This is a genomic window from Nonomuraea sp. NPDC049655, from assembly GCF_044465465.1.
Taxonomy (GTDB): domain Bacteria; phylum Actinomycetota; class Actinomycetes; order Streptosporangiales; family Streptosporangiaceae; genus Nonomuraea.
Map to the genome: position 1 here is coordinate 854,803 of NZ_JBITLS010000003.1, position 21,964 is coordinate 876,766.

The 21,964-nt window shown below is 73.1% G+C and carries 18 protein-coding genes; 9 read left to right on the forward strand and 9 right to left on the reverse strand.

Translation table 11 applies throughout. The annotated features are described in order from the left end of the window. Positions 1-19: 19 nt before the first annotated feature. Complete coding sequence (locus ACIBQ6_RS13755) at positions 20-2,398, reverse strand: glycoside hydrolase family 65 protein (RefSeq protein WP_397212091.1); 2,379 nt, start codon at positions 2,396-2,398, stop codon at positions 20-22. Further along, complete coding sequence (locus ACIBQ6_RS13760; protein WP_397212093.1) at positions 2,395-3,159, reverse strand: HAD family hydrolase; 765 nt, start codon at positions 3,157-3,159, stop codon at positions 2,395-2,397. Before ACIBQ6_RS13760 ends, ACIBQ6_RS13755 begins: the two co-directional genes overlap by 4 nt. Positions 3,160-3,312: 153 nt before the next feature. Here ACIBQ6_RS13760 and ACIBQ6_RS13765 point away from each other — a divergent pair, with 153 nt between their 5' ends. Further along, positions 3,313-3,537 (forward strand): 4-oxalocrotonate tautomerase family protein, encoded by a 225-nt coding sequence (locus tag ACIBQ6_RS13765; RefSeq protein WP_358299751.1) that lies wholly within the window; start codon positions 3,313-3,315, stop codon positions 3,535-3,537. Between the two features lie 29 nt (positions 3,538-3,566). Here ACIBQ6_RS13765 and ACIBQ6_RS13770 read toward each other — a convergent pair whose 3' ends face one another. Continuing rightward, on the reverse strand, positions 3,567-4,091 hold the full coding sequence (locus ACIBQ6_RS13770) for a PadR family transcriptional regulator (protein ID WP_397212095.1): 525 nt from the start codon (positions 4,089-4,091) through the stop codon (positions 3,567-3,569). 61 nt (positions 4,092-4,152) lie between these two features. Here ACIBQ6_RS13770 and ACIBQ6_RS13775 point away from each other — a divergent pair, with 61 nt between their 5' ends. After that, positions 4,153-4,911, forward strand: coding sequence for an alpha/beta hydrolase (locus ACIBQ6_RS13775; protein ID WP_358299745.1), 759 nt, complete (start codon positions 4,153-4,155; stop codon positions 4,909-4,911). Between the two features lie 128 nt (positions 4,912-5,039). Here the strand turns inward: ACIBQ6_RS13775 and ACIBQ6_RS13780 are convergent, their stop codons facing one another. Next, complete coding sequence (locus ACIBQ6_RS13780; RefSeq protein WP_397212097.1) at positions 5,040-5,441, reverse strand: DUF6193 family natural product biosynthesis protein; 402 nt, start codon at positions 5,439-5,441, stop codon at positions 5,040-5,042. Between ACIBQ6_RS13780 and ACIBQ6_RS13785 the strand changes: the two genes are divergently transcribed. Then, positions 5,440-5,880 (forward strand): hypothetical protein, encoded by a 441-nt coding sequence (locus ACIBQ6_RS13785; protein ID WP_358299739.1) that lies wholly within the window; start codon positions 5,440-5,442, stop codon positions 5,878-5,880. The two genes, ACIBQ6_RS13780 and ACIBQ6_RS13785, sit on opposite strands and share 2 nt — an antisense overlap. 126 nt (positions 5,881-6,006) lie before the next feature. Next, positions 6,007-8,409, forward strand: a complete 2,403-nt coding sequence (locus ACIBQ6_RS13790; RefSeq protein ID WP_397212100.1) for a glycoside hydrolase family 5 protein — start codon at positions 6,007-6,009, stop codon at positions 8,407-8,409. 31 nt (positions 8,410-8,440) lie between these two features. Here ACIBQ6_RS13790 and ACIBQ6_RS13795 read toward each other — a convergent pair whose 3' ends face one another. Then, positions 8,441-9,379: an MBL fold metallo-hydrolase gene (locus ACIBQ6_RS13795; RefSeq protein WP_358299733.1), complete on the reverse strand. Its 939-nt coding sequence runs from the start codon at positions 9,377-9,379 to the stop codon at positions 8,441-8,443. A gap of 75 nt (positions 9,380-9,454) precedes the next feature. On the opposite strand from ACIBQ6_RS13795, the gene ACIBQ6_RS13800 reads away from it, so the two are divergent. From ACIBQ6_RS13800 to ACIBQ6_RS13820, 5 genes are all read left to right on the forward strand, one after another. Beyond that, positions 9,455-10,126, forward strand: a complete 672-nt coding sequence (locus ACIBQ6_RS13800; RefSeq protein ID WP_397212102.1) for a TetR/AcrR family transcriptional regulator — start codon at positions 9,455-9,457, stop codon at positions 10,124-10,126. Positions 10,127-10,226: 100 nt separating this feature from the next. After that, the gene (locus tag ACIBQ6_RS13805; RefSeq protein ID WP_387683155.1) at positions 10,227-10,808 is read left to right on the forward strand and encodes a DUF998 domain-containing protein; all 582 of its coding nucleotides are present in this window, start codon (positions 10,227-10,229) and stop codon (positions 10,806-10,808) included. Beyond that, positions 10,805-11,905: a sensor histidine kinase gene (locus ACIBQ6_RS13810; protein WP_397212105.1), complete on the forward strand. Its 1,101-nt coding sequence runs from the start codon at positions 10,805-10,807 to the stop codon at positions 11,903-11,905. The genes ACIBQ6_RS13805 and ACIBQ6_RS13810 overlap by 4 nt, the downstream gene beginning before the upstream one ends. Continuing rightward, entirely contained in the window at positions 11,902-12,564 is a 663-nt protein-coding gene (locus ACIBQ6_RS13815; RefSeq protein ID WP_397212107.1) for a response regulator, read from the forward strand. Before ACIBQ6_RS13810 ends, ACIBQ6_RS13815 begins: the two co-directional genes overlap by 4 nt. A gap of 536 nt (positions 12,565-13,100) precedes the next feature. After that, on the forward strand, positions 13,101-14,426 hold the full coding sequence (locus ACIBQ6_RS13820; protein ID WP_397212109.1) for an erythromycin esterase family protein: 1,326 nt from the start codon (positions 13,101-13,103) through the stop codon (positions 14,424-14,426). A 99-nt stretch (positions 14,427-14,525) separates the two neighbouring features. On the opposite strand, the gene ACIBQ6_RS13825 is transcribed toward ACIBQ6_RS13820, so the two are convergent. The 4 genes from ACIBQ6_RS13825 to ACIBQ6_RS13840 all read right to left on the reverse strand — a co-directional run bounded on the left by ACIBQ6_RS13825 (position 14,526) and on the right by ACIBQ6_RS13840 (position 21,908). Then, a complete protein-coding gene (locus ACIBQ6_RS13825; protein WP_358299719.1) occupies positions 14,526-14,678 on the reverse strand; it encodes a hypothetical protein in 153 nt (50 codons plus the stop codon). Positions 14,679-14,778: 100 nt separating this feature from the next. Next, the gene (locus tag ACIBQ6_RS13830) at positions 14,779-16,560 is read right to left on the reverse strand and encodes an alpha/beta hydrolase family protein (RefSeq protein ID WP_397212111.1); all 1,782 of its coding nucleotides are present in this window, start codon (positions 16,558-16,560) and stop codon (positions 14,779-14,781) included. Beyond that, on the reverse strand, positions 16,557-19,316 hold the full coding sequence (gene lanL, locus ACIBQ6_RS13835; protein ID WP_397212113.1) for a class IV lanthionine synthetase LanL: 2,760 nt from the start codon (positions 19,314-19,316) through the stop codon (positions 16,557-16,559). Before lanL ends, ACIBQ6_RS13830 begins: the two co-directional genes overlap by 4 nt. A 255-nt stretch (positions 19,317-19,571) precedes the next feature. After that, the gene (locus ACIBQ6_RS13840) at positions 19,572-21,908 is read right to left on the reverse strand and encodes a hypothetical protein (protein ID WP_397212115.1); all 2,337 of its coding nucleotides are present in this window, start codon (positions 21,906-21,908) and stop codon (positions 19,572-19,574) included. Positions 21,909-21,964: the final 56 nt, after the last annotated feature.

A 21,964-nucleotide genomic window follows, 5' to 3' on the forward strand; every position in this document is an offset into this window, starting at 1 on the left:
GGCACAGGGCCAGGCAGCCTTAGCCACTCGCCCTCCTGCCGGAGGTTCGGGGACGGCGTGGGCTCGGTTCGCGGCCGGGCGGCTGGTGGATCCGCTGCTCCGGCGCCGGTCGCGACGGGTTGGGCCGGGTGACCTCCGTCCCGTCCAGGAGGATCTGCTCCCCGTGGTGGGTCACCGTGATCGACGGCCCCCGCAGCAGCCGGTAGACCGTCGCCTCCGGGGCGACGCCGACGCTCAGCAGGCTGCCGCGGTAACGCAGCCGGAAGGCGAGCCGGGTGATGCCGGGAGGCAGTGACGGGGCGAAGCAGATCCGTCCCCGGCCCGCGCGCATCCCGCCGAAGCCCGAGACGAGGGCGATCCACGCCCCGGCCAGCGAGGCCATGTGCACGCCGTCCATGGTGTTCTTCTCCAGGTCCGCCAGGTCCATCAGCGCCGCCTCGCCGAGATAGCGATAGGCGAGCTCCAGATGGCCCACCTCGGCGGCGATCACCGCCTGGGTGCAGGCCGACAGGGACGAGTCCCGTACGGTCAGCGCCTCGTAGTAGGCGAAGTTGCGGGACTTCTGCTCCGGGGTGAAGGCGTCCCCGCGCAGATGCAGGGCCAGCACCAGGTCCGCCTGCTTGACCACCTGCTTGCGGTAGAGGTCGAAGTACGGGAAGTGCAGCAGCAGCGGATACTGGTCGGGCCTGGTGGCGGCGAAGTCCCAGGCCGCGTGCTGGGTGAAGCCCTCGCACTGCGGGTGGACCCCCAGCCGATCGTCGTAGGGCACGGACATCGCCTCCGCCGCGTCCCGCCAGCGGCGGATCTCCTCGGCGGTGACCTGGAGCCGTTCCGCCGGGCCCGGATGGCGGTCCGCGGCCTCGGCCGCCGCGCGGAGGTTCTGCTGGGCCATCAGGTTCGTGTACACGTTGTCGTCGACCACGGCGGTGTACTCGTCGGGGCCGGTCACACCGTCGATGCGGTAGCGCCCGGCCGGGTCGTGGTGGCCGAGGGCGCACCACAGCCGGGCCGTCTCGACCAGCAGCGGCAGACCGGTCCGCTGTTCGAACGACAGGTCCTGGCTGGCGTCCACGTACTGGATCGCGGCGTGCGCGATGTCGGCGTTGACGTGGAAGGCCGCGGCTCCGGCGGGCCAGTAGCCGGAGCACTCCTCGCCGTGGATGGTCCGCCAGGGGAAGGCGGTGCCGTGCAGGCCGAGCTGCTTCGCGCGCTCGCGGGCCAGCGGGATCGTGGTCCGCCGCCAGCACAGCGCGTCCGCGACGGCCGCGGGATGCGTGTAGGTGAGCACCGGCAGCACGAAGATCTCGGTGTCCCAGAAGGCGTGCCCGTCGTAGCCGGAGCCGGTCAGGCCCTTGGCCGGGATGGCGCGTTCCTCCAGGCGCGCGGCCGACTGCAGCAGATGGAACAGCCCGAAACGCACCGCCTGCTGCACCTCGGCGTCGCCCTCCACCTCGACGTCCGCGCCTTCCCAGAAGTCGTCGAGGTAGCGTCGCTGGTCGGCGTGCAGGCCGTCCCAGCCGTCCAGGCGGGCGGAGGCCAGCGCGGCGGCCACCTGGTCGTGCAGCGCGGCCCGCGAGCGCTGCGCCGACCATCCGTAGGAGAAGAACTTGACCAGCCGCAGTGTCTGGCCGCGCGACAGGCGGGTGGCCACGGTCAGCCGGCTGACGTCGTCGCTGCCCTGCGCCTCGATCCGGGTGCCGTCCGGCCCGTCGATCTCGTGGCACATCCCGGCGGCCACGCGCAGGCCGCTGGCCCGGGTGCGGTGGACCATGATCGCCGTTCCGTCGCTGCTCGGGACGTTCTCCTCCGCGACCAGCGGCGCGTGCAACGGGGCGGCGGCGCGCGGGTCGGCGCCCTCGTAGGTCTGGGTCTCATTGGCGATCAGCTCCGACTGGAGGACCACGCGCAACGGCCGCTCGACGGCCTCGACCTCGTACAGGATCGCGGCGACCGCGCGGTGGGTGAAGGACACCAGCCGGGTGGACGTGATCCGGACCGGGGCCCCGGTCGGGGAGCTCCAGTGCGCCGTGCGCGTCAGGGTGCCGGCGCGCAGGTCGAGGACCCGTTCGTGCTGGTGGAGCGTCCCGTACCGCAGGTCGAACGGCTCGTCGCCGACCAGCAGCCGGATCACCTTGCCGTTGGTGACGTTCACTACGGTCTGTCCGGATTCCGGGTACCCGTAGCCCGCCTCCGCGTACGGCAGCGGCCGCACCTCGTAGAACCCGTTGAGGTACGTGCCCGGCGCCCCGTGCGGCTCGCCCTCGTCCAGGTTGCCGCGCAGCCCGATATGACCGTTGGACAGCGCGAACACCGACTCGGTCTGCGCCAGCACCCGCAGGTCGAGATGCCGCTCCCGGACCGCCCACGGCTCGACGGAGAACGCCGGATGCCGGATCATCCGGCCTCCCGGGACGGCGCGCCCCGCTCCAGCAGGTCGGCCAGGTCGGTGACCACGACGTCGGCGCCGTGGTCGCGCAACGCGTCCGCCTGCCCAGCCCGGTCCACGCCGACGACGTAGCCGAACCTTCCCGCCCGGCCGGCGGCGACTCCGGCCAGGGCGTCCTCGAACACCGCCGCCTCCGACGCCCGCAGCCCCAGCGCCTCGGCGCCCGCCAGGTACATGTCCGGAGCCGGCTTGCCGGCGAGCCGGCGGTCCCGGGCCACGACGCCGTCGATCCGGGCCTCGAACTGCCCGGCGAGCCCGGCGGCGGCGAGGACCTGCTCGGTGTTGGCGCTGGAGGACACCACCGCGCGGCGCAGCCCCGCGTCCCGGACCGCGGCCAGGTAGCAGACGGAGCCGGGGAACACGTCCACGCCGTCCCGGTCGATGATGGCCTGCACCAGGGCGTTCTTGCGGTTGCTCAGGCCGTACACGGTCATCGTGCCGGGCGGGTCGTCCGGCGTCCCCTCGGGCAGGCTGATGCCTCGGGCGTCCAGGAAGCCGCGCGCGCCGTCCGCCCGTTTCTTGCCGTCGACGTAGCGGTCGTAGTCGGCGCCCGCGTCGAAGGGGACGAACGCGGCCCCGGTCTGTTCGCTCCAGGCCCGCAGGAAGTCGTCGAACATCGACTTCCAGGCCCTGGCGTGCACGGTGGCGGTGCGCGTCAGCACGCCGTCCATGTCGAACAGGCACCCTCGAATCCCCTCAGGCAGCCCCAGCATGGATCCCCCGTTCGCCCTCACACCAGCTCCCACCTGCGCATACCCGCCGCCTGCGCTCCTCACCCGCGCCGCCGCCCCGGCGGCGTTTGCCCACTTCGCCCAGGGGCATGTCGGCTGGACGGCGTGAGGTGCCATCGGGGGGAAGGGGAACCCATGCCACTGGTCAACGTGAAGGTGATCGAGGGTGTGTTCAGCGCCACCCAGAAGGCCGAGATGGTGCGGAAGCTGACCGACGCGATCGTCGCCATCGAGGGTGAGCACATGCGTCCCCTGACCTTGGTCGTGATCGAGGAGATCAAGAGCGGCGACTGGGGTGTGGCGGGACAGCCGGTGACGGCCGCCGAGGTGAAGGCGCTGGCCTCGGGCGGGCCCGGATGACGTCCTTGGGACGGTACGCGTCCTGCGCTCTAGACTCCCAGCGTTGCCAGGGTCTGCCGTAGCCAGCCGATCTCGGTCCTGCTGGTGGCGGTGGCGATCGTGAACAGGCCCTTGCGGAACGGGTCGTCGAAGTCGGCGGCCCGCAAGGGCCGGTCGCCGTCCCAGAAGAAGCTGGCCGGTTCGGTGAGGAAGGTCAGTCTGCGTCGCAGCACACCCGCCTGGAGCGCGGGGTCGTCGAGGTGGCGCAGGAACGCCAGCATCGTGAACCAGCGGTTCTCGTCGGTGATGAACGGCTCGTCCGGCTCGGCGAGCCGCCGCCGGAGCTCGGCGCGCCCGGCGTCGGTGAGGGTGAGCACGTGCCTGGGTGCGGCCTGGGCGCCGGGCTGCAGGTCGCGTTGGAGCAGGCCGTCGCGCTCCAGACGTTTGATCGCCGGGTAGAGGGTGCCGTCGGCGATGGGCCGGACGTGGCCGGTCAGCGCGGCGACGTGTTTGCGCAGCTCGTATCCGTGGAGCGGTTCGTCGTAGAGGAAGCCCAGGATCGACAGCTCAATCATGCCGCTATGCTATCTCGATGTCTTGGTACATCGATATCGAGGTATCTCGGAGGGGATGGTCATGAGGGACGCGCAGGTGCTGCCGGACGGGAGCCGCATCCGCTGGGCCGAGGTGGCCGGTCGTGAGCCGGTCCGCGTCTACGTGCATGGGCTGGGCGCGGCGGCGGCGCCGTACTTCCTGGAGGTCGCGAGCCGCCCCGAGCTGGCCGGACACCGGAGCCTGTTCGTGGACCTGCTGGGGTTCGGCACCAGCGACCGGCCCACCGCGTTCGGCTACACCATGGAGGAGCACGCGGACGCGCTCGCGGCCGCATTGCGGGCGGCGGACGTGCGCGCGGCGCAGGTGGTCGCGCACAGCATGGGCGGGACGGTCGCGGTGCACCTGGCCGAGCGGCATCCGGAGCTGGTGGCCGAGCTGGTGCTGGTGGACGCCAATCTGGACCCGGCCGAACCCGCGCCGCGGCCGGGCAGCTCGGGCATCGCCGCCTACACCGAGGCGGACTTCGTCCGGCACGGCTGGGAGGAGACGCTGACCCGGGTCGGGCCGCACTGGGCGGCCACGATGAGGCTCGCCGGACGGGAGGCGCTGCACCGGAGCGCGGTCCACCTGGCGCGCGCGGATGTGCGGGAACGGTTGCGGAGGCTGCCGATCCCGCGCGCCTACCTCTACCCGGAGGCGGACGGCGAGCTCGGCGGGGCGGCCGAGCTGGCGGCCTCCGGGGTGCGGCTGGTCGCCGTCCCGGACACCGGCCACAACATCATGATCGACAACGTGGACGGATTCGCCAGGGAGGTGAGCGGCCTTCTCGCCGGCCGGTGAACAGGCCGGCCCGTCGTCCCGCCACGCAGGAAGGCCGAGGGCTGCCGTCGGCGTTCCTCGCCTGGCCGTCAGCCGTCGACGGCGGAGCCAGGTGACGGAACCGCGCACGAGGCGGTTCGGCGGCGGGTTCATTCCTGGGCGGCCGACCGGATCCGGGCATCGTCCTCGTAGGCGGCGAGTTCCGCGGGCGTGCCGGCGAAGGCGGGACCACAGCCGGGCGGAAGGTGTTCGACGACGACGGCGATCGCCTCCTCGGCGGTCGCGGCGGGCCCGATCGACTGGGTGCGGAGGGGGCCACAGATCCGGTAGCCGCCGCCGATGGCGGGCTGGACGTAGGGGATGTCCCAGGTCCATCGCTTGCCGGTGCAATGGCTGAAGTGGAGTTCTCCCATGCCGGTCCAGGGGAAGAGCTGTCGCAGCCGGGGCTCGGCGTAGGCGGCTTCGGCCAATTCCTTGCGTACGTGGCCGTCGTCGCGGATGTCCCGCCAGGCGGCCTCGACCAGGTCATGCGCTGTCGCATCGGCGCTCATGGCGACATCCTCCTGTTACTCCCAGCTCCAGGTCCAGCTCGCCGCCGACTGGATCAGCGCCAAGGACGAACTGCCGATCCGCACCCAGGTCGTCCAGGCGTGGAGCGGCGTGGTCATGGGCCAGACAGGCATCGGTGCGGCCTACTGGGCCATGCCGAACGACGCCGACGAGAAGCAGCTCGACGAGCAGGGACGTCGCTTCGACATGCAGCGGCTGTGCCTGTCCGGCGTGACGCTCAAGGCCCTGGGCGCGAAGTCCAAGAACTGGAAGGCCACGCTGAAGGCCGAGGAGCCCACGCCGAAGGACAAGCGCTGGCGCGACCGCTTCAGCAAGGACAAGCTCAGCGCCAACGATCTCCACTGGTTCACGCAGGGCTACACCAAGGGCACTCCGGGCGCGTGCAACACCTGGAAGGCGCCGGAGTCCAAGGTCGCGTGACGAACCCCTCCGCCGCCTTCTCCCAGGCGGCGGGATTCACGGCGCACCACGCCGAGCGCGGCCGCGTGCTGTCGCGGATCTTGGCTCTTCATTTGTGAGCGATGCTCATGTATGGTCGCCGTCACTATGAGGAACCGCTGGTTGTCGCCGATCGCCGTCGTGGTACTGGCCGCCGTCATCGCGCTGGGAGCGGTGTTCGACCCCTCGGGGCTGGCCGCGCCGTACACCTGGACCGGGGCCGATCTGCTGCCCGTCGCCGGGCTCTGGCAGGTGGCCGCGCCGGCCGTCTACGTGCCGCTGCTGCTGGCGGGGGTCGGAGCGCTGACCTGGGCGGTCGCCCGTGGACGTGCCCCGCTGCGTACGGCGCTGCTGGTGTGGGGTTCGGTGGTGTGGTCGGCGATGGCGGCGAAGCTGCTGATGTCGCTGGCGATGACCTTCGATGACGTGCTCTACCTGGTGTGGTCGACCGGCTTCACCGGCGTCAAGGCGGCGGTCTTCGGCCTGCCGGTGGCGGCGGCCGCCTGGCTCGCCCAGCTTCTGCACCGCCGCCTCGTCCCGCCTTCTCCCACGTCGGCGGCCGCGGGGCCCGCCGAGGGCTCGGGGGCGTCGGCGCCGGGATGGGTTGCGGCGGGAGTGGCCGTGGTCCTGGCCGCGTCGGTCGGCGGGGTGTGGTGGGGCGGCTCGCCCGTCGGCTATGCCATCGGCGACTCCCCGCTGGCCCCCGCGCCCGAGGCGGGACCGCTGGGCTGCCTGGCCGCCGTCGCTCTGCTCGGCGTGCTGACCTGGGCGTCGCACCGCCGGCTCAGCGCCACCACCTCGCCCAGGGCCGTCGTGGCCGGGCTCTCCGCGCTGGGGGCGGCCGGGACGCTGGGCCTGGTCGAGGTGGCTGTCGGGATCCCCGGCGACCTGGCGGGCGGCGGCCTGTTCTGGGCGCCGGCGATCATGCTTCGCCTCGCCCCCGCGCTCTCCTTCGGCGCCCTGCTCGCCCTGGCGACGGCACTGCTCGTCGCCCTCCTCGACGCCACCCGTCCGGCACGCAGGGGCGTCGCCCCGGCCGCGCGGATCCCGATGGCGGTCGTCGTGGCCGCGGCGGCGCTCGCCTTACCGCTCCTGCAACCCGGCGCCACGACCGCGCGGCCGCCGCGCACCCCGGGGCTGACGCTCTCGGCCGACCGCAGGATCGTCGACGCCGACGGCAACGAGGTGCTGCTGCGTGGCGTGAACGTCAACCAGCTCGAAGACTATTTCCAGCAATTTCAGGACAAGGCGGTGACGCGACCGCTCACGGAGGCCGACTTCGCCGGCATGGCGCGGATGGGCTTCAACGTCGTCCGCCTCGCCCTGTCCTGGTCGGCGCTGGAACCCCGGCCCGGCCACTATGACCCGGCCTACCTCGCCAAGATCTCCTGGGCCGTCGAGACCGCCGCCCGGCACGGCCTGCGCACGGTCATCGACATGCACCAGGACGCGTGGGGAAAGGGCGTCGCCGCCGCCCCCGGCACCACCTGCGCCGACGGTTCCCCGATGCACGGCTGGGACGGCGCCCCCACCTGGGCCGACCGCTTCGACGGCGCCCCCAGATGCGAGTTCACCGGACGCGACATCTCCCCGGCCGTCGCCCGCGCCTTCACCAACTTCTACCAGGACCGGGACGGCGTCCAGACCCGCCTGGTCGCCGCCTGGGGCATGCTGGCGGAGCGGTTCGCGAACGAGCCGATGGTCGCCGGATACGACCTGCTGAACGAGCCCGGCTTCGGCGAGGCGCCACCGATCACCTCCGGCGTCCTGCTCGGCCGCTACTACGACCGGGCGATCAAGGCCATCCGGGCGGGCGAGCGGCGCGGCTTCCCCCACCTGGTCTTCTTCGAGCCGTCCGTGCTCTGGTCGGGTCTCGGCTTCGAGGTCCCGGTGCCCAAGGACTTCACCGACGACCGGCTGCTCGTCTTCGCTCCCCACCTCTACAACGAGTCGATCACCATCGAGCAGGGCACCGGCCTCACCGTCACGAGCATCGAGCGCGGTTTCGAGCTGGCGAGCCGGGCGGCGAAGTACTACGGCGCCGGGCTCTGGTCGGGCGAGTGGGGCTGGTTCGGCGACCCCGCCGCCGCCCCGATCGCGAGATACACCGACCAGGAGGACCGGCACCGCATCGGAGGCGCGTTCTGGGTCTGGAAGCAGTCCTGCGGCGACGCCCACGCCAGTGCCGGCGCCGAGACCGGCGGCAACCTCATGATCGAGGACTGCGCCACCGGAAAGGACCTGCCTCCGCCCGCCGAGTACGTCGCCGAGCTCTCACGTCCCTACCCCCGCTCCGCCCCCGGCCGCCTGACCGGCCTGACGTCGGACCGCGCGAGCCTCACGGCCCGGGGCGAGGGCAGCGGGTGCGGGCTCGACGTCTGGTTCCCGGGCGACGTGCGGCCGTCCGTCCGCGGCACCGGGCTCAGCGGCGTCGCCGTCCGGCAGGCGCCGGGCGGCTGGCGCATCACCGGCTGCACGTCGGGCTCCTACAGCGTGACGGCGGACGCGTAGCGCTCCCCCGGCGGGGGCACGACCGCTCACGTCACCGGTGTTCGCCGGCGTAGAAGGCGCGGGCGGCGAAGCCGATCCACTCGGGGCGTTCCCAGGTGGTCCAGCGGGCGCGCGCCTGTTCGTCGATCCGCGCGGCCGTCTCGTCGGCGGAGGCTCCGGCCGCGCGCAGCCGTGCGACCTCGCCGTGCACGTAGTCGAGGTAGTCGCGGACGTCGCGGATCAAGGAGACGCCGCCCACCTCCCCGTGGCCGGGCACGACGATCTCGGGCGCGCCGGCGATCAGGTCGTCGAGCACGCCGATCCAGCCGGGGCCGTCCACGTCCACGTCGTACGGCGGGAAGTAGGGCGCGATCGGGAAGATGCGGGTCTCGATCAGGTCGCCGCCGAACAGCACCCGGTCGTCGATGACGACGACCTGGTCGGAGCCCGTGTGCGCGGGCCCGACCGCCCGCAGCGCCGCCTTGCGCCCGCCCAGGTCGATCTCGGCCCGGCCCTCGTAGACCAGGTCGGGGTCGACGAGCTCGACGCCTTCGAGCTCGGCCGCCGCGGCGGCGCTCAGCCCCTTGAACATCTCGACGTAGGCCGCGCCCTTTCGGTGCAGCTCCGCGCGCTGGGCGGCGTTGTAGACGATCGTCGCGGCGCCCTTGAACGCCTGTGCCCCGAACCCGTGCTCGGGGTGGAAATGCGTGATGGTCAGGTACAGCCGCCGGTCGCCGGCCAGGCGCCGGGCCTGCTCCAGGACACGGTCGCCGTTGCGGGGGCCCATGCCGGTGTCGACGACCAGCGCGGCGTGCTCGCCCACGACGATGCCGACGTTCGGGACGAGCTCGACGCGGTTGTCGGGGATGACGTACACGCCGTCGGAGACCTCGACGGGCTCGCCGCGCACGACCGGCGGCGGGCTCGTCCGCACGTCGGGAAGGTCGGTCAGGTCAGGGGACGGGTTCGGCGTCACATCGGCGGGGCACATGATCCGGCTCCAATCTGAACACTGTTGAGATGCTGGCGAGCGTAGCAGAGATCTGATCAGTGTTAAGATCGGGCGATGGCGAAAGGGCGATACCACCACGGCGACCTGCGCAGCGCATTGCTCGACGCCGCCGAGGCTCTCGTGCGTGAGCGCGGCGCCGACGACTGGTCCCTGCGCGAGGCCTCGGCCCGCGTCGGCGTCAGCCCCAGCGCCGCCTACCACCACTTCGCCTCCCGCGACACGCTGGTGCGCGCCCTGTCCGAGCGCACGCTCGCCTGGCTCGGGGAACGCCTGCGGCTGGAATGCGAGCGCGCACCCGGGCAGGCCGACGACCCGCAGCTGCGGCTGATCGCCCTGGGGTGCGGCTATGTGCGCTGGTCGCTCGACGACCCGGCCGTCGCCCGGCTCGTGTTGCGCGGCGGCGCCACCGCCCCCGACTCCGCCATCTCCCCCCACCCGCACGACGTCCTCACCGCGGAGCTCGACCGGCTCGCCGCGGCCGGCGGCCTGCCGGAGCCCGCCCGTGAGGGGGCGGAGTTCGTGGTCTGGGCCGCGCTGCACGGGCTGGCCGTGCTGCTGGCCGATGGCCTGGTGCACTTCGACGACCCGCGCGCGGTCGATCTCCAGACCACGCGCGTGGTCCGTACCACGCTCAACGGCCTGGCCCAGGAGGCGTCGCACGCGGCGGGCCGTCCCGCGGGGCGCTCGGCGCACACCGAGCGCCTGGCCCGCCGCTCTCCCGGCTGACCCCTGCAAGGGGTGCATGCGCGTACACCGATCGGTGTACGCGCAGGTGTCTGCGCATGGACGACGCCGGGCACCAGAGGCCGCTCATAACGTCTGGGCCATGAAGAAGACAGTTCTCGCCGGTGTCGGCATCGGCGTCGCGGCATTCGCCGTCTCGGACGTGGTCAACAGGGAAATGAGCCCGATCGGCGAGACGATCAGCAGGTTCGTCAACACGGGGGCCGGTTGGCTGGTGCCGCTCGGGCTGGTCGCCCTCGCGCTCGGCGCGGCGGCGCTGACGGTGGCGGTGGCTCGTACCCGCACCAGCCGCGCGGGCACCTGGCTGCTGGGCGTCTGGTCGCTGGGGCTGCTGCTGGCCGCGATCTTCCCCGCCGACCCGCCGGGGCGATGGGACGACCCGTCGGTCTCGGAGAGCGTGCACGGCTTCTCCGCCTGGGCGGCCTTCGCCGCCTTCACCGCCGCCGCCGTGGTGCTGACCAGGGCGTGGCCGCGGGACGGCCTGCTCACCGGTGCGACCGTGGCCCTGGTGTCTGGAATGATCCTGTTTGTGGTCACTCTTGTCGATGTCATGGTCTCCCGGTCACTTCCTCCCGTTGTGGGACTGACCGAGCGCATCGCCATCGCCGCCGCCCTCGGCTGGATGGCACTGGCCGCCGTCCGTCTGCCCCGCACCGGCCGATGATCTCCGCTGTCCTGGCCGTCGTGCTGCCGGGAGTGCTCACGACCATCGCCGTCCTGACCGGGACGGCGGCGGTCGGGGCTCCGATCGGCTGGCCGGTGGTCACGATGGCGCTGCTGCTCGGCGGGTTGCTGGTGGTGCGGCGGCGCCGGCCGGTCGGCGTCCTGCTGGCCTCGGCGCTGGTGCTGGTCGCCTTCCAGGGAGCGGGGCTGTTCGAAGGCGGCTGGGTGTGGCCGCTGACCGCGGCCGCCTACACCGTGGCCGCGGCCGGGCGGACCCGCTGGGCCGCCGGCGTGGGAGTGTTCCTGCTGCTGTACGCGCCGGCCTGGGACTGGGCCGTCGCGGGCGGCTCGCCCGCCCGCGCGCTGGCCTCCGGCGGCGCCGAGGTGCTCTGGCTGGCGCTGGTGCTGGCGGTCGGCAACGCCCGCCACCTCCAGGCGCGCTGGCGGGCGCAACTGGAGCAGGCACGCGAGGCGGACGCCCGCCGCCGGCTCGCCGAACAGCGGCTGGAGATCTCCCGCGAGCTGCACGACATCATCGCCCACACCTTGGCCGTGGTCGGCGTGCATCTCAACGTGGCCGCCGACGCGCTGGACGACTCTCCCGAGGAGACGCGCGCGGCCCTGCGCACCGCGATGGACGTGCGCGGCAAGGCCATGGCCGACCTGCGCTCGCTCATCGGCGTGCTGCGGATCGACGGTGACGCCGCCCCGCAGCCGGACCTGGGCGGCATCGCCGATCTCGTCTCCGCCGCCCGGGCCGCCGGCCTGGAGGTGGAGCTGCACGAGGAGGGCGATGCCGCCACGGTCACCGGCCCGCAGGCCGTCGCGGCCCACCGGCTCGTCCAGGAGGCGCTGACCAACACCATCAAACACGCCGACGCCACCCGGGTGTCGGTGCGGCTGCGGTATGCGAGCGACGCGGTGACGGTCGAGGTGGCCGACGACGGCCGCGGCGCGACCGCCCCGGCCGATGGCGTCCTGGCCGGGGGCCACGGACTGACCGGCATGCGCGAACGTGTCACCACCCTGGGCGGCACGCTGAGCATCGAAGGGAGCGAGGGGTTCGCCGTGCGCGCGATCATCCCCATGGCAACATGACGATCAAGGTGCTGCTCGCCGACGACCAGGCCCTCGTCCGGGCCGGTTTCCGCAGCCTGCTCAACCGCTCCAAGGACCTGACCGTGGTCGGCGAGGCCGCCACGGGCGACGAGGCCGTCCGGCAGGCGCGCGCCACCGAGCCCGACGTGATCCTCATGGACATCCGCATGCCGGGGATGGACGGCATCGAGGCCACCCACCGGGTGCTGACCGAACGCCCGGGGACCAAGGTCATTATCCTGACCACGTTCGACACCGACGACCACGTCTTCGCCGCGCTGCGCGCCGGCGCCAGCGGGTTCCTCACCAAGGAGGTCGAACCGGCCGAGCTGCGCCACGCCGTGGCCGTGGTGGCCGCGGGCGAGGCGCTGCTGTCGCCGAGCGTCACCCGGCGGGTCGTCCAGCAGTTCGCTCACCGGCCCGCCCCGCTGAGCGGCGACCGGCTCACCGCGCTCGCCGTGCTCACCGATCGCGAACGCGAGGTCGTCCGTCTGGTGGCGGAGGGGCTGTCCAACGACCAGATCGCCGCCAGGCTCGTGATCAGCCCGCTGACCGCCAAGACGCACATCACCCGCGCCCTGATGAAACTCGGCGTCCGAGACCGGGTGCAGCTGGTCATCCTCGCCTACGAGACCGGCCTGGTGCAGCCGGGCTCCTGATCGCGGCCTCCGCCGAAGGCGGCGGCCGCGACCCGGCCAACTGGTGAGGCACTCCCGGGAGCGTCGTGCAACAGCAGGGCCTCCGTTCTGATCCTTGGTTTCGTGGAAGATTTCGACGAGTTCGTCCGAGCACGGGGGGACGCGCTCCTTCGGTACGGCTACGTGCTGACCGGCAACTCCGAGGACGCGGCCGATCTCGTGCATGAGGCGCCGGCCCGCCTGGGGACGCCTGGCCACGGGTGCGCAGGAAGTTGTGGCCCCAGGCCGTCGTCAAGGTGCCGGCGAAGGACTCGGAGGGGCGGCGCATGCATCCGGTGACCGGCCTGAGCGCGACGGAGGTGCTGCTGGTCACGGAGTCGGCGTTCGAGAGGGCCGGTCGGCTGGAGGTGCACGACTCGGCCTCGGTAGGGCTGGCCCTACCTGTTCCGGGCAGCGTGCACGCCGAAAAATGCGCAGGTCAGCGGCATCGTCTGGGCATCCGGGCGCGTCATACGGTTCTTGGCGTCAAGCAGCGGCGACATCAAGGAGCAAGTGACATGACCGTTGGCCGGAAGCTCGCCGCCCTCGCGGCGGGCCTGACCCTCGTGCCCGTCCTGGCCCAGGCGGCCTTCGCGGCCGAGCCCGCCGCGCCCGCCGAGCCCGTGCGAGCTCTGGAGGCGGCGGCGCAGGAACTGCGCTCGACCGAGCCGGGCGCGGAGTCCGGCGACCTGAGGGCGTTCGGCCGGATGGTGGGTGACGCCCGGGTCGTCGGCATGGGCGAGGCGACCCACGGTTCGCATGAGTTCTTCACGGTGAAGGAGCGGGTCTTCCGTCATCTCGTGGAGAAGAAGGGTTTCACCACGTTCGCGCTGGAGGCCAGCTGGTCGGGAGGGGTGCGGCTGGACGAGTACCTGCGGACGGGGAAGGGCGACCTGCGGGCCATCGCCAAGGAGGTGCTGCGGGCCTCGCCGTGGGAGCGTGAGGAACTCGTCGGGATGCTGGAGTGGATGCGCGAGCACAACCGCCGCGACCCCGGCCACCCGCTGCACGTCATGGGCGACGACGTCGGCGCGCCGAAGGTGGGCGAGGAGGTCTTCGCCCGCATCGCGCAGTACGTCCGGGGCGCCCACCCCGACTCCACCGCTCCCCTGGCCGCGCTGTACGAGGGGTTGCGCCCGCTCGACGACGTCTTCGCCTACCTGAACCGGCCGCTGGACGAACGGCGGCAGCTCGCGGCCAAGGCTCAGCAGGCGCTCGACCTGCTTGTCAGCCTGGGAGGGCCGCAGGCGTCGGCCGCGTACGACAGCGCCGTCCAGGATGCCCGGTTCATCGCCCAGACAGCCAAGTTCGCCGGCTACGACCTGGCCGACAAGTCCTGGCTGAGCGTCGTCGAGCGCTATCGCGACCAGGTCATGGCCGACAACACCGTCTGGTGGCTGCGACACCACGGCGGCAAGATCCTCATGTCCGCGCAGAACACCCACGCCGGTTACGTCTCCGGCGACCCGGCGCTCTACCCGAAGACGCAGGGCGCCTACCTGCGCGACATGCTGGGCGAGAAGTACGTCGCCGTCGGCTTCACCTTCGACCGCGGATCCTTCCTGTCGAAGGACGCCGCGCTGGGCGGCGACTGGAAGCAGTTCACCGCCGGCCCCGCCGAGCCCGGCAGCAACGAGCACACCCTCGACCGGGTCCGTCACGACGACTTCTACCTCGACATGCGCACCGCGCCGGCCGCCGCGCGCGACTGGCTCGCGGTGGCTCGCCCGACCCGCAACATCGGCACGCAGTACCCGTACCCGCTGCTCGACACCGCCCTGTCCCGCGCCTTCGACGTGCTGGTCCACCTGCACGAGGTGCGTTCGGCGCAGGTGCTCAAGTAGCGAGGCAGTCGGTGGGGCCCGCGGCAGACGCCCCGGGCCCCACCTCATTCAGCTGTCCGTCCGGTCATCACCCGGTACGCCGCAGGCGTCCCGGACGGGTCAGTACCAGCCGCCGGTGGTGGTGATCGTCTGGGTGTTCATGGTGGCCCCGCTGCAGTTGACGCTCACGTCGAAGCAGGTCATGTCGCAGTACATGAGGCCGGCCTCGTCGGCGGTCGGCAGCATGTCCAGGGCGGAGACGTTCAGCTCCATGGCAATTCCCTTCCTTGTGGTGGTGAGCGGGCGGCCGCCTCGCGCGGCGCCCCTTTCACGGCCGGTCCCGGAGCGCGTCCGTACCGGCCGAGCCGGTGAGCTACGCGCCTGGGCCGGCGCGGAGGAAGCCGACGACGCGGTCCAGGGCCGCGGTGTCGCGGACGTCGTGCAGCAGGTCGTGGCCCCCGCCGGGGACCTCCAGATAGGTCGGTGCGGCGCCCTCGGGCCACTGGGCCGCGCGCAGACGCGCGTACAGACGGCGGGAGTGCTCGACGGGGATGATCGGGTCGTCGTCGCCGTGCACGATGAGCAGCGGCAGCCGCATGCGGCCGGCGAGCCGCAGCAGGTCGCGGGGGCCGAGTTCGTCGTCGATGCCGGTGCGTCCGCCGAGCCGGTCCAGCAGGGCGCGGACCGGGGGCGGGCCGTCCTCGTACAGCTCCCGTCCGGACAGGAAGGGCGCGACGACCGCGGCGCGGGACCACAGGTCCGCCTGGGCGGCGCAGGCCAGCAGCGCGAGGTACGCGCCGTAGCTGGCTCCGTACAACATCGGCCGCGGTTCGCCGGGGTCGCGGGCGGCGGCCAGCGCGTGGCCCAGGGCGAGGACGTCGGCGAGGTCGGGGCCGCCCCAGGCATCGCGGATGGCGTCACGGTGGGCGGCTCCGTAGCCGGTGCTGCCGCGCTGGTTGGGCGCGACGACGGCGATGCCCGCCCTGGACAGGCGCTGGAAGAGCGGTTCGTGGGCGAACCGCCAGGCGGCCTCGGGGCCGCCGTGCAGCGCGACCACCACCCGGCGGCTGGTCGCGGGATCGCCGTACACGATCGCCTCGATCGGCCCCGCCGCCCCCGGGCAGGACAGCACCCGGGCCGGGGACGTCTCGCCGTCCGCGGCCGGCGGCCGCGACACGGAGCAGCCGGCGATGCCGACCAGGCCGGGAGGACGGTCGGGCGCACTGTGGACGAGGTGCAGTCCGCCCGTGTTCCAGCGGGCGGCCGGATGGATCACCCCGGCGGGCAGGCCGGCCTCGGCGCCGGCGTCCTCCGCCAGGTCGTGCAGGACGAGGTGGGAGCGGGCGCGGCGGTTCACCGCGAGGGCCAGCCGCCGTCCCGAGGGGTTCAGCGCCAGGGGCGTCACCTCGCCGTCGAAGGCGTTCAGCCGCTCGGGGTGGCGGGTGGGCCCGTCGTCGTCGCGGTCGCGGACGCCCAGGCGGTACGCGCCCTCGCGGCGCACGGCCGTCAGCAGCACGCCCGCGCCAGGGGCCGCCAGCAGGACGTACTCGTCGCCCGCCGGCCCGGCCAGCGGGGTGAGGACGCCGTTCGAGGTGTCCAGGACCACGGTGGCCGGCTCGGTGCCGGCCCTGGTCAGGGCGAGCCGGTGGCCGGCCGCGTCGAGCCAGATCCCGCCCCTGACCGGGTACGGCGCCGTGGCGATCCGCTCCGGCCGTTCCGCCCGGCCGGACAGCCGCCACACCGAGGTGCGACCGTCGGCGCCGGTGGCCAGCGCCAGGGCGGCGATCCCCGGGGCCGCGCCCGCCACGACCCTGACCACGCCGCCGCGGAAGACCGCCAGCTCGTGCTCCTCGGCGTGCGCGTCGTCGTGCGACGGCGCGGTGACCAGCGTCAGGCGGTGCCCGTCCGCCCCGGCGCGGCACAGCAGCACGTCGCCGCCGTCCGTGGGCGTCGGCACGCTCGCCGAGGTCTCGCCGGCGCGGGTGGGGAGGGTCCGCGGGCGTGCGCCGGCGACGTCCCACACCTCCGGGACGAGGTGGCCGCGGCCCCGCCGGGCGAGGCAGGCGGCGTACCGGCCGTCCCCGGAGAACCGGAAGTTGATGCGGGTGACGTCGGGCAGGTGGCCCTTCTCCGCTGTGGCGACGTGGCTGCTCATCGGGCGGGCCACCCGGAGTCGTCGTCCGCCGTCCAGGGGCGGGGCCCGCCGTGCCGGAGCCTGTCCAGGAAGCTCAGGACGCCCGCCAGCCCGGTGTTCCAGCCGACGCCCGTCGCCGTCCCTCCCTCGTCCGGCGTGACCAGCAACCCGTCGCGCACGACGGCGCGGCTCCACAGGACCGCGGCCAGCTCCTCGGCCTGCCCCCGGTAGCGGGGCTCGCCAAGGAAGGCGGCCAGGTCGAGCAGGAACTGCCCGTCACCGGCCAGGCCGTGACAGGCCGAGGTGCCCGAGGCCAGGCGGCGGGCGTACACGGTGGCGGCGGCGCCCTCGGCGGCCTGCCGGAAGCGCGGGTCGCCGGTGGCTGCGTGCAGGCGGACGAGGAACGTCCCGATCCCCGACGATCCGCTGCACCAGTGAGGGATCCCGCCGCCGCCGCCGGGAGAGTCCGGCCACCAGGCCGTCCCGTCGCGATCCTCCGCCGCGGCCAGCAGCGTCTCCCCCGCCGCCACGGCGGTCTCCAGGCAGTCCGCGCGATCCAGCGCGGCGCCGGCGGCCAGCAGGAACGTCGCGATCCCCGCGACCCCGTGGGCGAAGCCGTAGTGCACGAGGCCGGCCAGCGTGGAGCCGAAGTCGGCAGGGACGGGCCACAACACCGCACCGTCGGTGTGCCGGGCCGCCTTGATCAGGGCGTCGGCGCACTCACCGGCGCGGTCGCCGAAGCGGGCCTCGCCGGTCTCCCGCCGGAAGTGCAGCAGGGCCAGCCCCGTGCCGGCCAGGCCGTGGCACACGTCCGGGTTCGGCCAGGTCACCGGCAGGGTGAGCGCCATCTCGACGCCCGCGGCGCGGACGGCCTCGTCGCCGAGCCGGCGTCCCGCCTCGAACAGGCCCCAGGCGATGCCGGCCCGGCCGAAGTACAGGCCGGGGGACGGCCGGTGCTCCCCCTCCAGACGGCGGATCGTCCAGGCCGCGGCCTCCCGCAGGACCGTGCCGGCATCGTCGCGCGCCTGCGGGGTGAGCGCCCGGTCACCCGCGAGGACGGACGCCAGCAGGTGCAGCACCCCCGCCGAGCCGTACTGGACGGCACACGGATCGGCCGTCGCGCCGAACCCGGAGGCGGGCCACAGGGCGCCCGTGGGCCGGGAGGCGGCGAGCGCCTCCGGTGACATCGCGCGCCGGATGTAGGCGATGCCGTCGTGGAGGAGGCGATCCTGGCCGGCCCCGTCCAGGCGGCGGACGTCGGCCGCCACGGACGGCACGTCGCGTCCGGACAGCTCGCCCAGGAACTCCTCCGCCCGGCGCAGGTCCCACCGCTCCTCAGGGTCATCCGCCATCAGGCCGAGCAGCAGGGGCGCCATCGCGGTCGCCACAGGGTCACCGGCGGTGGCGACGCCCACCAGCGTGGCCAGCCGCGCGTCGCGTGACCGCCCGCCGAGGGCATCGTCGTCCAGCAGCATCGGCGTGGACGCGGTGCACAGGTGGTACAGCGTCGCGCCCAGCGCGTACAGGTCGGCGGCGCGGCCGGGCGCGGGCGCGTGCACGGCCGCGGCGCGCTGCTCGGGAGCCGCGTAGCCCGGCGTGTGGCTCCGCTGGACGACCGTGCCGGGGACGGCGGCCAGCTCCAGGTCGATCAGCCGGCATTCGCGTTCCGGAGTGATCATGACGTTGTTCGGCGTCAGGTCGCGCAGCACGTACCCCTGGTCGTGCACGGTGGAGACCAGGGCCACCAGACTCCTGGACAGGCGCAGGACGTTCTCCTGCCACGCCGCGTCGGAGCCGGCGCGGCGGTGCTCGCCGGCCCAGCTGCTCAGCGTGGTGCCGGGCAGCAGTTCCTGCGCCAGGAACAGGTTGCCGTCCTGCTCGAAGAGCGCCACCTTGCGCGCCGTGACGCCCGGCGGGCCGAACAGGTCGAGCATGCGCGCCTCGTGACGGAGCAGGTCACGCATGTCGCGTCCGTCGATCGACGCGCCGAGGTGGGGGCGGGCCTGCTTGATGACCACCTCGCCCCCCTCGTGCCGGTCCTCGGCCAGGAACACGCCGCCCTTGGCGCCGTGCCGGACGGCCTTGCGCACCACGAACCGGCCGGCGAGCAGCACCTGCTCCGGGCGGTCCGCCTCCGGCGGCGCCTGCTCCGGCTCGAAGGGGCACGCCGCCCACGACGGCGGGGAGTACCACGCCGCACGCCGGTCGATCTCCTTGGTGCCGTCGGGCGCGGTCAGCCGGGAGACGTAGGCGCCGTCGAGGCCGAGTTCGCTCGGGGCGGCGAACACCCCGTAGCGGTAGTGCACGAGACTGCCCGGCCGGTAGGCGCGATCGGACAGGATCGGCGGCCCGCTCAGGGCGTAGGTGGCCGCGTGCAGGTCCTCGGCGATCGTCGCGGCGGCCCGGTCGTTCGGCGGGTACACGGTGACGAACTTGCCGACCGAGCCGCGCGGCGTCTCCCGGGACAGGAGCGCGGCCACCTCCTGAAGGCCGGAGGCGAACTTGAACGCGCACCGGTGGCGGCCCAGCACCTCGACGACCCGGGCCAGCACCAGGGGCGCCGACAGCGGGGTGGCCGACACGTGCAGCTTCCAGCCCTGCGCCCGCTGGACGGAGTCCACCGGGGTCACGTAGGTCCACGGAGTGCCGGGGTGGATCTCCCAGCCGGCGATCGCCGCCTGCCCGGTCGGCTGCTGCCCGGTCGCCCGCGCCAGTGCCGCCCTGGCGACGTCCTGGAGCAGGAGACGATCCCCCTCGGGGCGCTCACCGTTGTCCATGGGCTCACTTCCGTCCTCGCGTCTGTGCCGTTCCCGCTCCGCGCGGCGTCGCGCGGAACGGGGACGAAGGTACGGCGAGGAGTTGTGGCCGGCTTGTGGCCGAGCCCGGCGTACCGGACCGCCGGGATCGCCCGGAGCGGCCGGTCGCCACAAGTGATTCCAAGGTTCTGCCAGGACGGGGACGGCGAACCGTCACCGTCGTGTGAAGGCGCCTTGTGGCTCACATGTGGCCGGGGATGAGAACTCGCGGACGGCTCACTTCTCGGCGATGAACCCGTGGTACCGGCCCATCCAGTACGGCAGCAGGTACGAGGTGCCGTCGTTCTCGCCGTGGCCGTCGCCGCCCTGGTCCAGCTTGTACGGGTCGTGGTTCCAGTGGCCGATCACCCGCTCGTCGATCGGGAGCACGGTGCCGCTGCGGAGCAGGCCGAGCTTCTTGGGGTCGGCGTCGGGCCGGATGTGCCGGCCGAGGTTGACGATGTCGAGGCGCTGGCTGTTGCTCTGCTTCCAGTCGATCATGTTGATCGGGAAGCGCTTCAGCGTGTCGATCGACTGCTCCAGCCAGGGGCCGGCCATCTCCAGCGGGAAGGGTCCGTAGGCGTCGGTCCAGACCTGGTCCTTCAGGGTGAGGCCGGCGATGAAGTTGAAGAACGGGTTGAGCTCGTACTGCTCCTGCTGCCAGTAGTCGTAGAGGGAGCGGGCCCAGGTGGCCTTCAGGTCGGCGTCCTGCTCGTAGCGGAGCAGGTGGTAGTAGTTCATGAACGCCATCTCGTCGTCGGACTGGTTGCCGCCGCCGACGCCCGGGGTGACCTTGGGCTGCTGGGTGTTCAGGTCGTAGCCGTGCTCGTCGATGAGCTTGGCCTTGGCCTGCGCGTACTTTTCTGGATTTTTCGCGACATGCTGGGCGATGGTGAGGAACGTGATGATGGTCTGGCTGTTGAGGCCGCGCTCCTCCCTCCGCCACGGGTTGCCGTTGAGCTCCTTCGGGTTGAAGAAGCCCCAGCGGGTGGGCTTGCCGTCGTGGTCGACCAGGGAGAAGTCGTGGTCGATCAGGTGGTCGGTGAGCCTGGTCACGACGCCCGCCACCTCGTCCTTCTCCGCGCCGGTCGCGACCAGGTCGTGGTATAGCGCGTAGAGGAAGTAGTGGCCGACCAGCTCGTCGGAGCTGGCGTCGGTCTTCCAGAACCACTTGCCGTCGGCGCTCTTGGGCCAGCGCGGGACCAGGATCTTCCAGTACGCGTCGCCCTTCTGCTTGTCGCGGTCGTGCTGCTCGTCGTCCTTGATGTTGGGGTCGGTGGCCGTGGTCTCCAGGATCGTGCGGGCGATGAAGCCCTTGGGCGCCGGGTTGGTGCCCGCCTGGGTGACGTCGCCGAGGAACTTCAGCGCCTCGAACGCCTTGCGCGCGTTGGCCTTGGCCGTGCCGTCCTTGGTGGCGGCGTACCTGAACGCCTCGGCCGCGCCGTACATGCCCGTCCAGAGGCCGTCGTTGTCGCTGGCACCCTGGCCGTACTGGGTCAGGTCGCCCGGCCTGGCCAGCCCGATGCCCTCGACGAAGCCGTACGGGGTGCGCTTGTGCCGGGCGTCGATGGCCTGCTCGTAGACGGCCGCCTTCGCCGCCAGCGTGGTCCGGCGGGCCTCGATGACGCCGGCGGCCGTGGCGGTGCCGAAGTAGGCGTTGGCGTTCCCGTCCACGGTGATCGCGGCGACCGCGTCGTCGGGCAGCCAGCGGCGGCCCTGCCGGTACTCCCAGGTGACGCCGTCGAAGTGCACGGCGCCCCTGGCCGTGCCGAGCCAGACGTCGCCGCCGGCGCCGGGGGCGATCGCGGTGAAGCCGAGCATGGGCAGCCCTTCGGCGGGGCCGTACTGCCTGAGGGTGGCGCCGTCCCTGAGCGTGAGGCCGGTGGGGCCGGCCAGCCAGAGGCGGCCCTTGGAGTCGTAGGCCAGGTGGGTGGTGCCGGGGGCGGGTGAGATCGGGGCCCACGAGCGGCCGGTGTGCTCGAAGACGCCGGTGGCGGTGGCGACGGCGACGGCCCCGGATCCGGCGCGGGCGGCGGCGGTGGCCTGTCCGGGCAGCCGGTCGGGACGCCACGAGCCGCCGGGCCCCTTGCGGTAGAGGCGGTCGCCCTGGACGAGGATCACGTCGTCGCCGCCGAGCAGCAGCGCCGTGGCCGGATCGACGCCCGGCGGCAGCCGATCGGCGCCCTTGGCGAGGTCGTCGCGCTCTCCCGCCTGCCGGGCGGTCTTCGCCGCGTTCCTGATCGTCAGCAGGCCGCCGGCGGTGAGGGCGACGAGGTCGTCGCCGCGCCAGACGACCTTGTGGGCGGCGGTGACCGACAGGGAGGTCCAGGCGCCGGCGGCGTAGAGGGCCAGGCCCTTGTCGTGGGCGGCGGCGACGACCCCACCGGGGCCGGCGGCGAGTGCGGTGATCCTGCCTTGCAGTGCCGGCAGCGTGGCGCCGACCTGGAGGACGAAGGGATCGACGACCGTGGCGGCCGAGGCGGGTGCGGCGGCCGAGGCCGGTGCGGCGGTGACGGCCGGTCCCGCGCCGAGCGCGACGGTCGCGGCGAGCAGGAGGTTCTGGAGTCGTGCCATGGGGTTCCTCCGGATGAGGGGGCTGCGAGATACAGTAAAGAGTCTTTATTGCATCC

Excerpts from the sequence above, each read along its gene's own strand:
- ACIBQ6_RS13755 (WP_397212091.1), bottom strand. The coding sequence starts at position 2,398 with ATGATCCGGCATCCGGCGTTCTCCGTCGAGCCGTGGGCGGTCCGGGAG.
- ACIBQ6_RS13760 (WP_397212093.1), bottom strand. The coding sequence starts at position 3,159 with ATGCTGGGGCTGCCTGAGGGGATTCGAGGGTGCCTGTTCGACATGGAC.
- ACIBQ6_RS13765 (WP_358299751.1), top strand. The coding sequence starts at position 3,313 with ATGCCACTGGTCAACGTGAAGGTGATCGAGGGTGTGTTCAGCGCCACC.
- ACIBQ6_RS13770 (WP_397212095.1), bottom strand. The coding sequence starts at position 4,091 with ATGATTGAGCTGTCGATCCTGGGCTTCCTCTACGACGAACCGCTCCAC.
- ACIBQ6_RS13775 (WP_358299745.1), top strand. The coding sequence starts at position 4,153 with ATGAGGGACGCGCAGGTGCTGCCGGACGGGAGCCGCATCCGCTGGGCC.
- ACIBQ6_RS13785 (WP_358299739.1), top strand. The coding sequence starts at position 5,440 with ATGGCGACATCCTCCTGTTACTCCCAGCTCCAGGTCCAGCTCGCCGCC.
- ACIBQ6_RS13780 (WP_397212097.1), bottom strand. The coding sequence starts at position 5,441 with ATGAGCGCCGATGCGACAGCGCATGACCTGGTCGAGGCCGCCTGGCGG.
- ACIBQ6_RS13790 (WP_397212100.1), top strand. The coding sequence starts at position 6,007 with ATGAGGAACCGCTGGTTGTCGCCGATCGCCGTCGTGGTACTGGCCGCC.
- ACIBQ6_RS13795 (WP_358299733.1), bottom strand. The coding sequence starts at position 9,379 with ATGTGCCCCGCCGATGTGACGCCGAACCCGTCCCCTGACCTGACCGAC.
- ACIBQ6_RS13800 (WP_397212102.1), top strand. The coding sequence starts at position 9,455 with ATGGCGAAAGGGCGATACCACCACGGCGACCTGCGCAGCGCATTGCTC.
- ACIBQ6_RS13805 (WP_387683155.1), top strand. The coding sequence starts at position 10,227 with ATGAAGAAGACAGTTCTCGCCGGTGTCGGCATCGGCGTCGCGGCATTC.
- ACIBQ6_RS13810 (WP_397212105.1), top strand. The coding sequence starts at position 10,805 with ATGATCTCCGCTGTCCTGGCCGTCGTGCTGCCGGGAGTGCTCACGACC.
- ACIBQ6_RS13815 (WP_397212107.1), top strand. The coding sequence starts at position 11,902 with ATGACGATCAAGGTGCTGCTCGCCGACGACCAGGCCCTCGTCCGGGCC.
- ACIBQ6_RS13820 (WP_397212109.1), top strand. The coding sequence starts at position 13,101 with ATGACCGTTGGCCGGAAGCTCGCCGCCCTCGCGGCGGGCCTGACCCTC.
- ACIBQ6_RS13825 (WP_358299719.1), bottom strand. The coding sequence starts at position 14,678 with ATGGAGCTGAACGTCTCCGCCCTGGACATGCTGCCGACCGCCGACGAG.
- ACIBQ6_RS13830 (WP_397212111.1), bottom strand. The coding sequence starts at position 16,560 with ATGAGCAGCCACGTCGCCACAGCGGAGAAGGGCCACCTGCCCGACGTC.
- lanL (WP_397212113.1), bottom strand. The coding sequence starts at position 19,316 with ATGGACAACGGTGAGCGCCCCGAGGGGGATCGTCTCCTGCTCCAGGAC.
- ACIBQ6_RS13840 (WP_397212115.1), bottom strand. The coding sequence starts at position 21,908 with ATGGCACGACTCCAGAACCTCCTGCTCGCCGCGACCGTCGCGCTCGGC.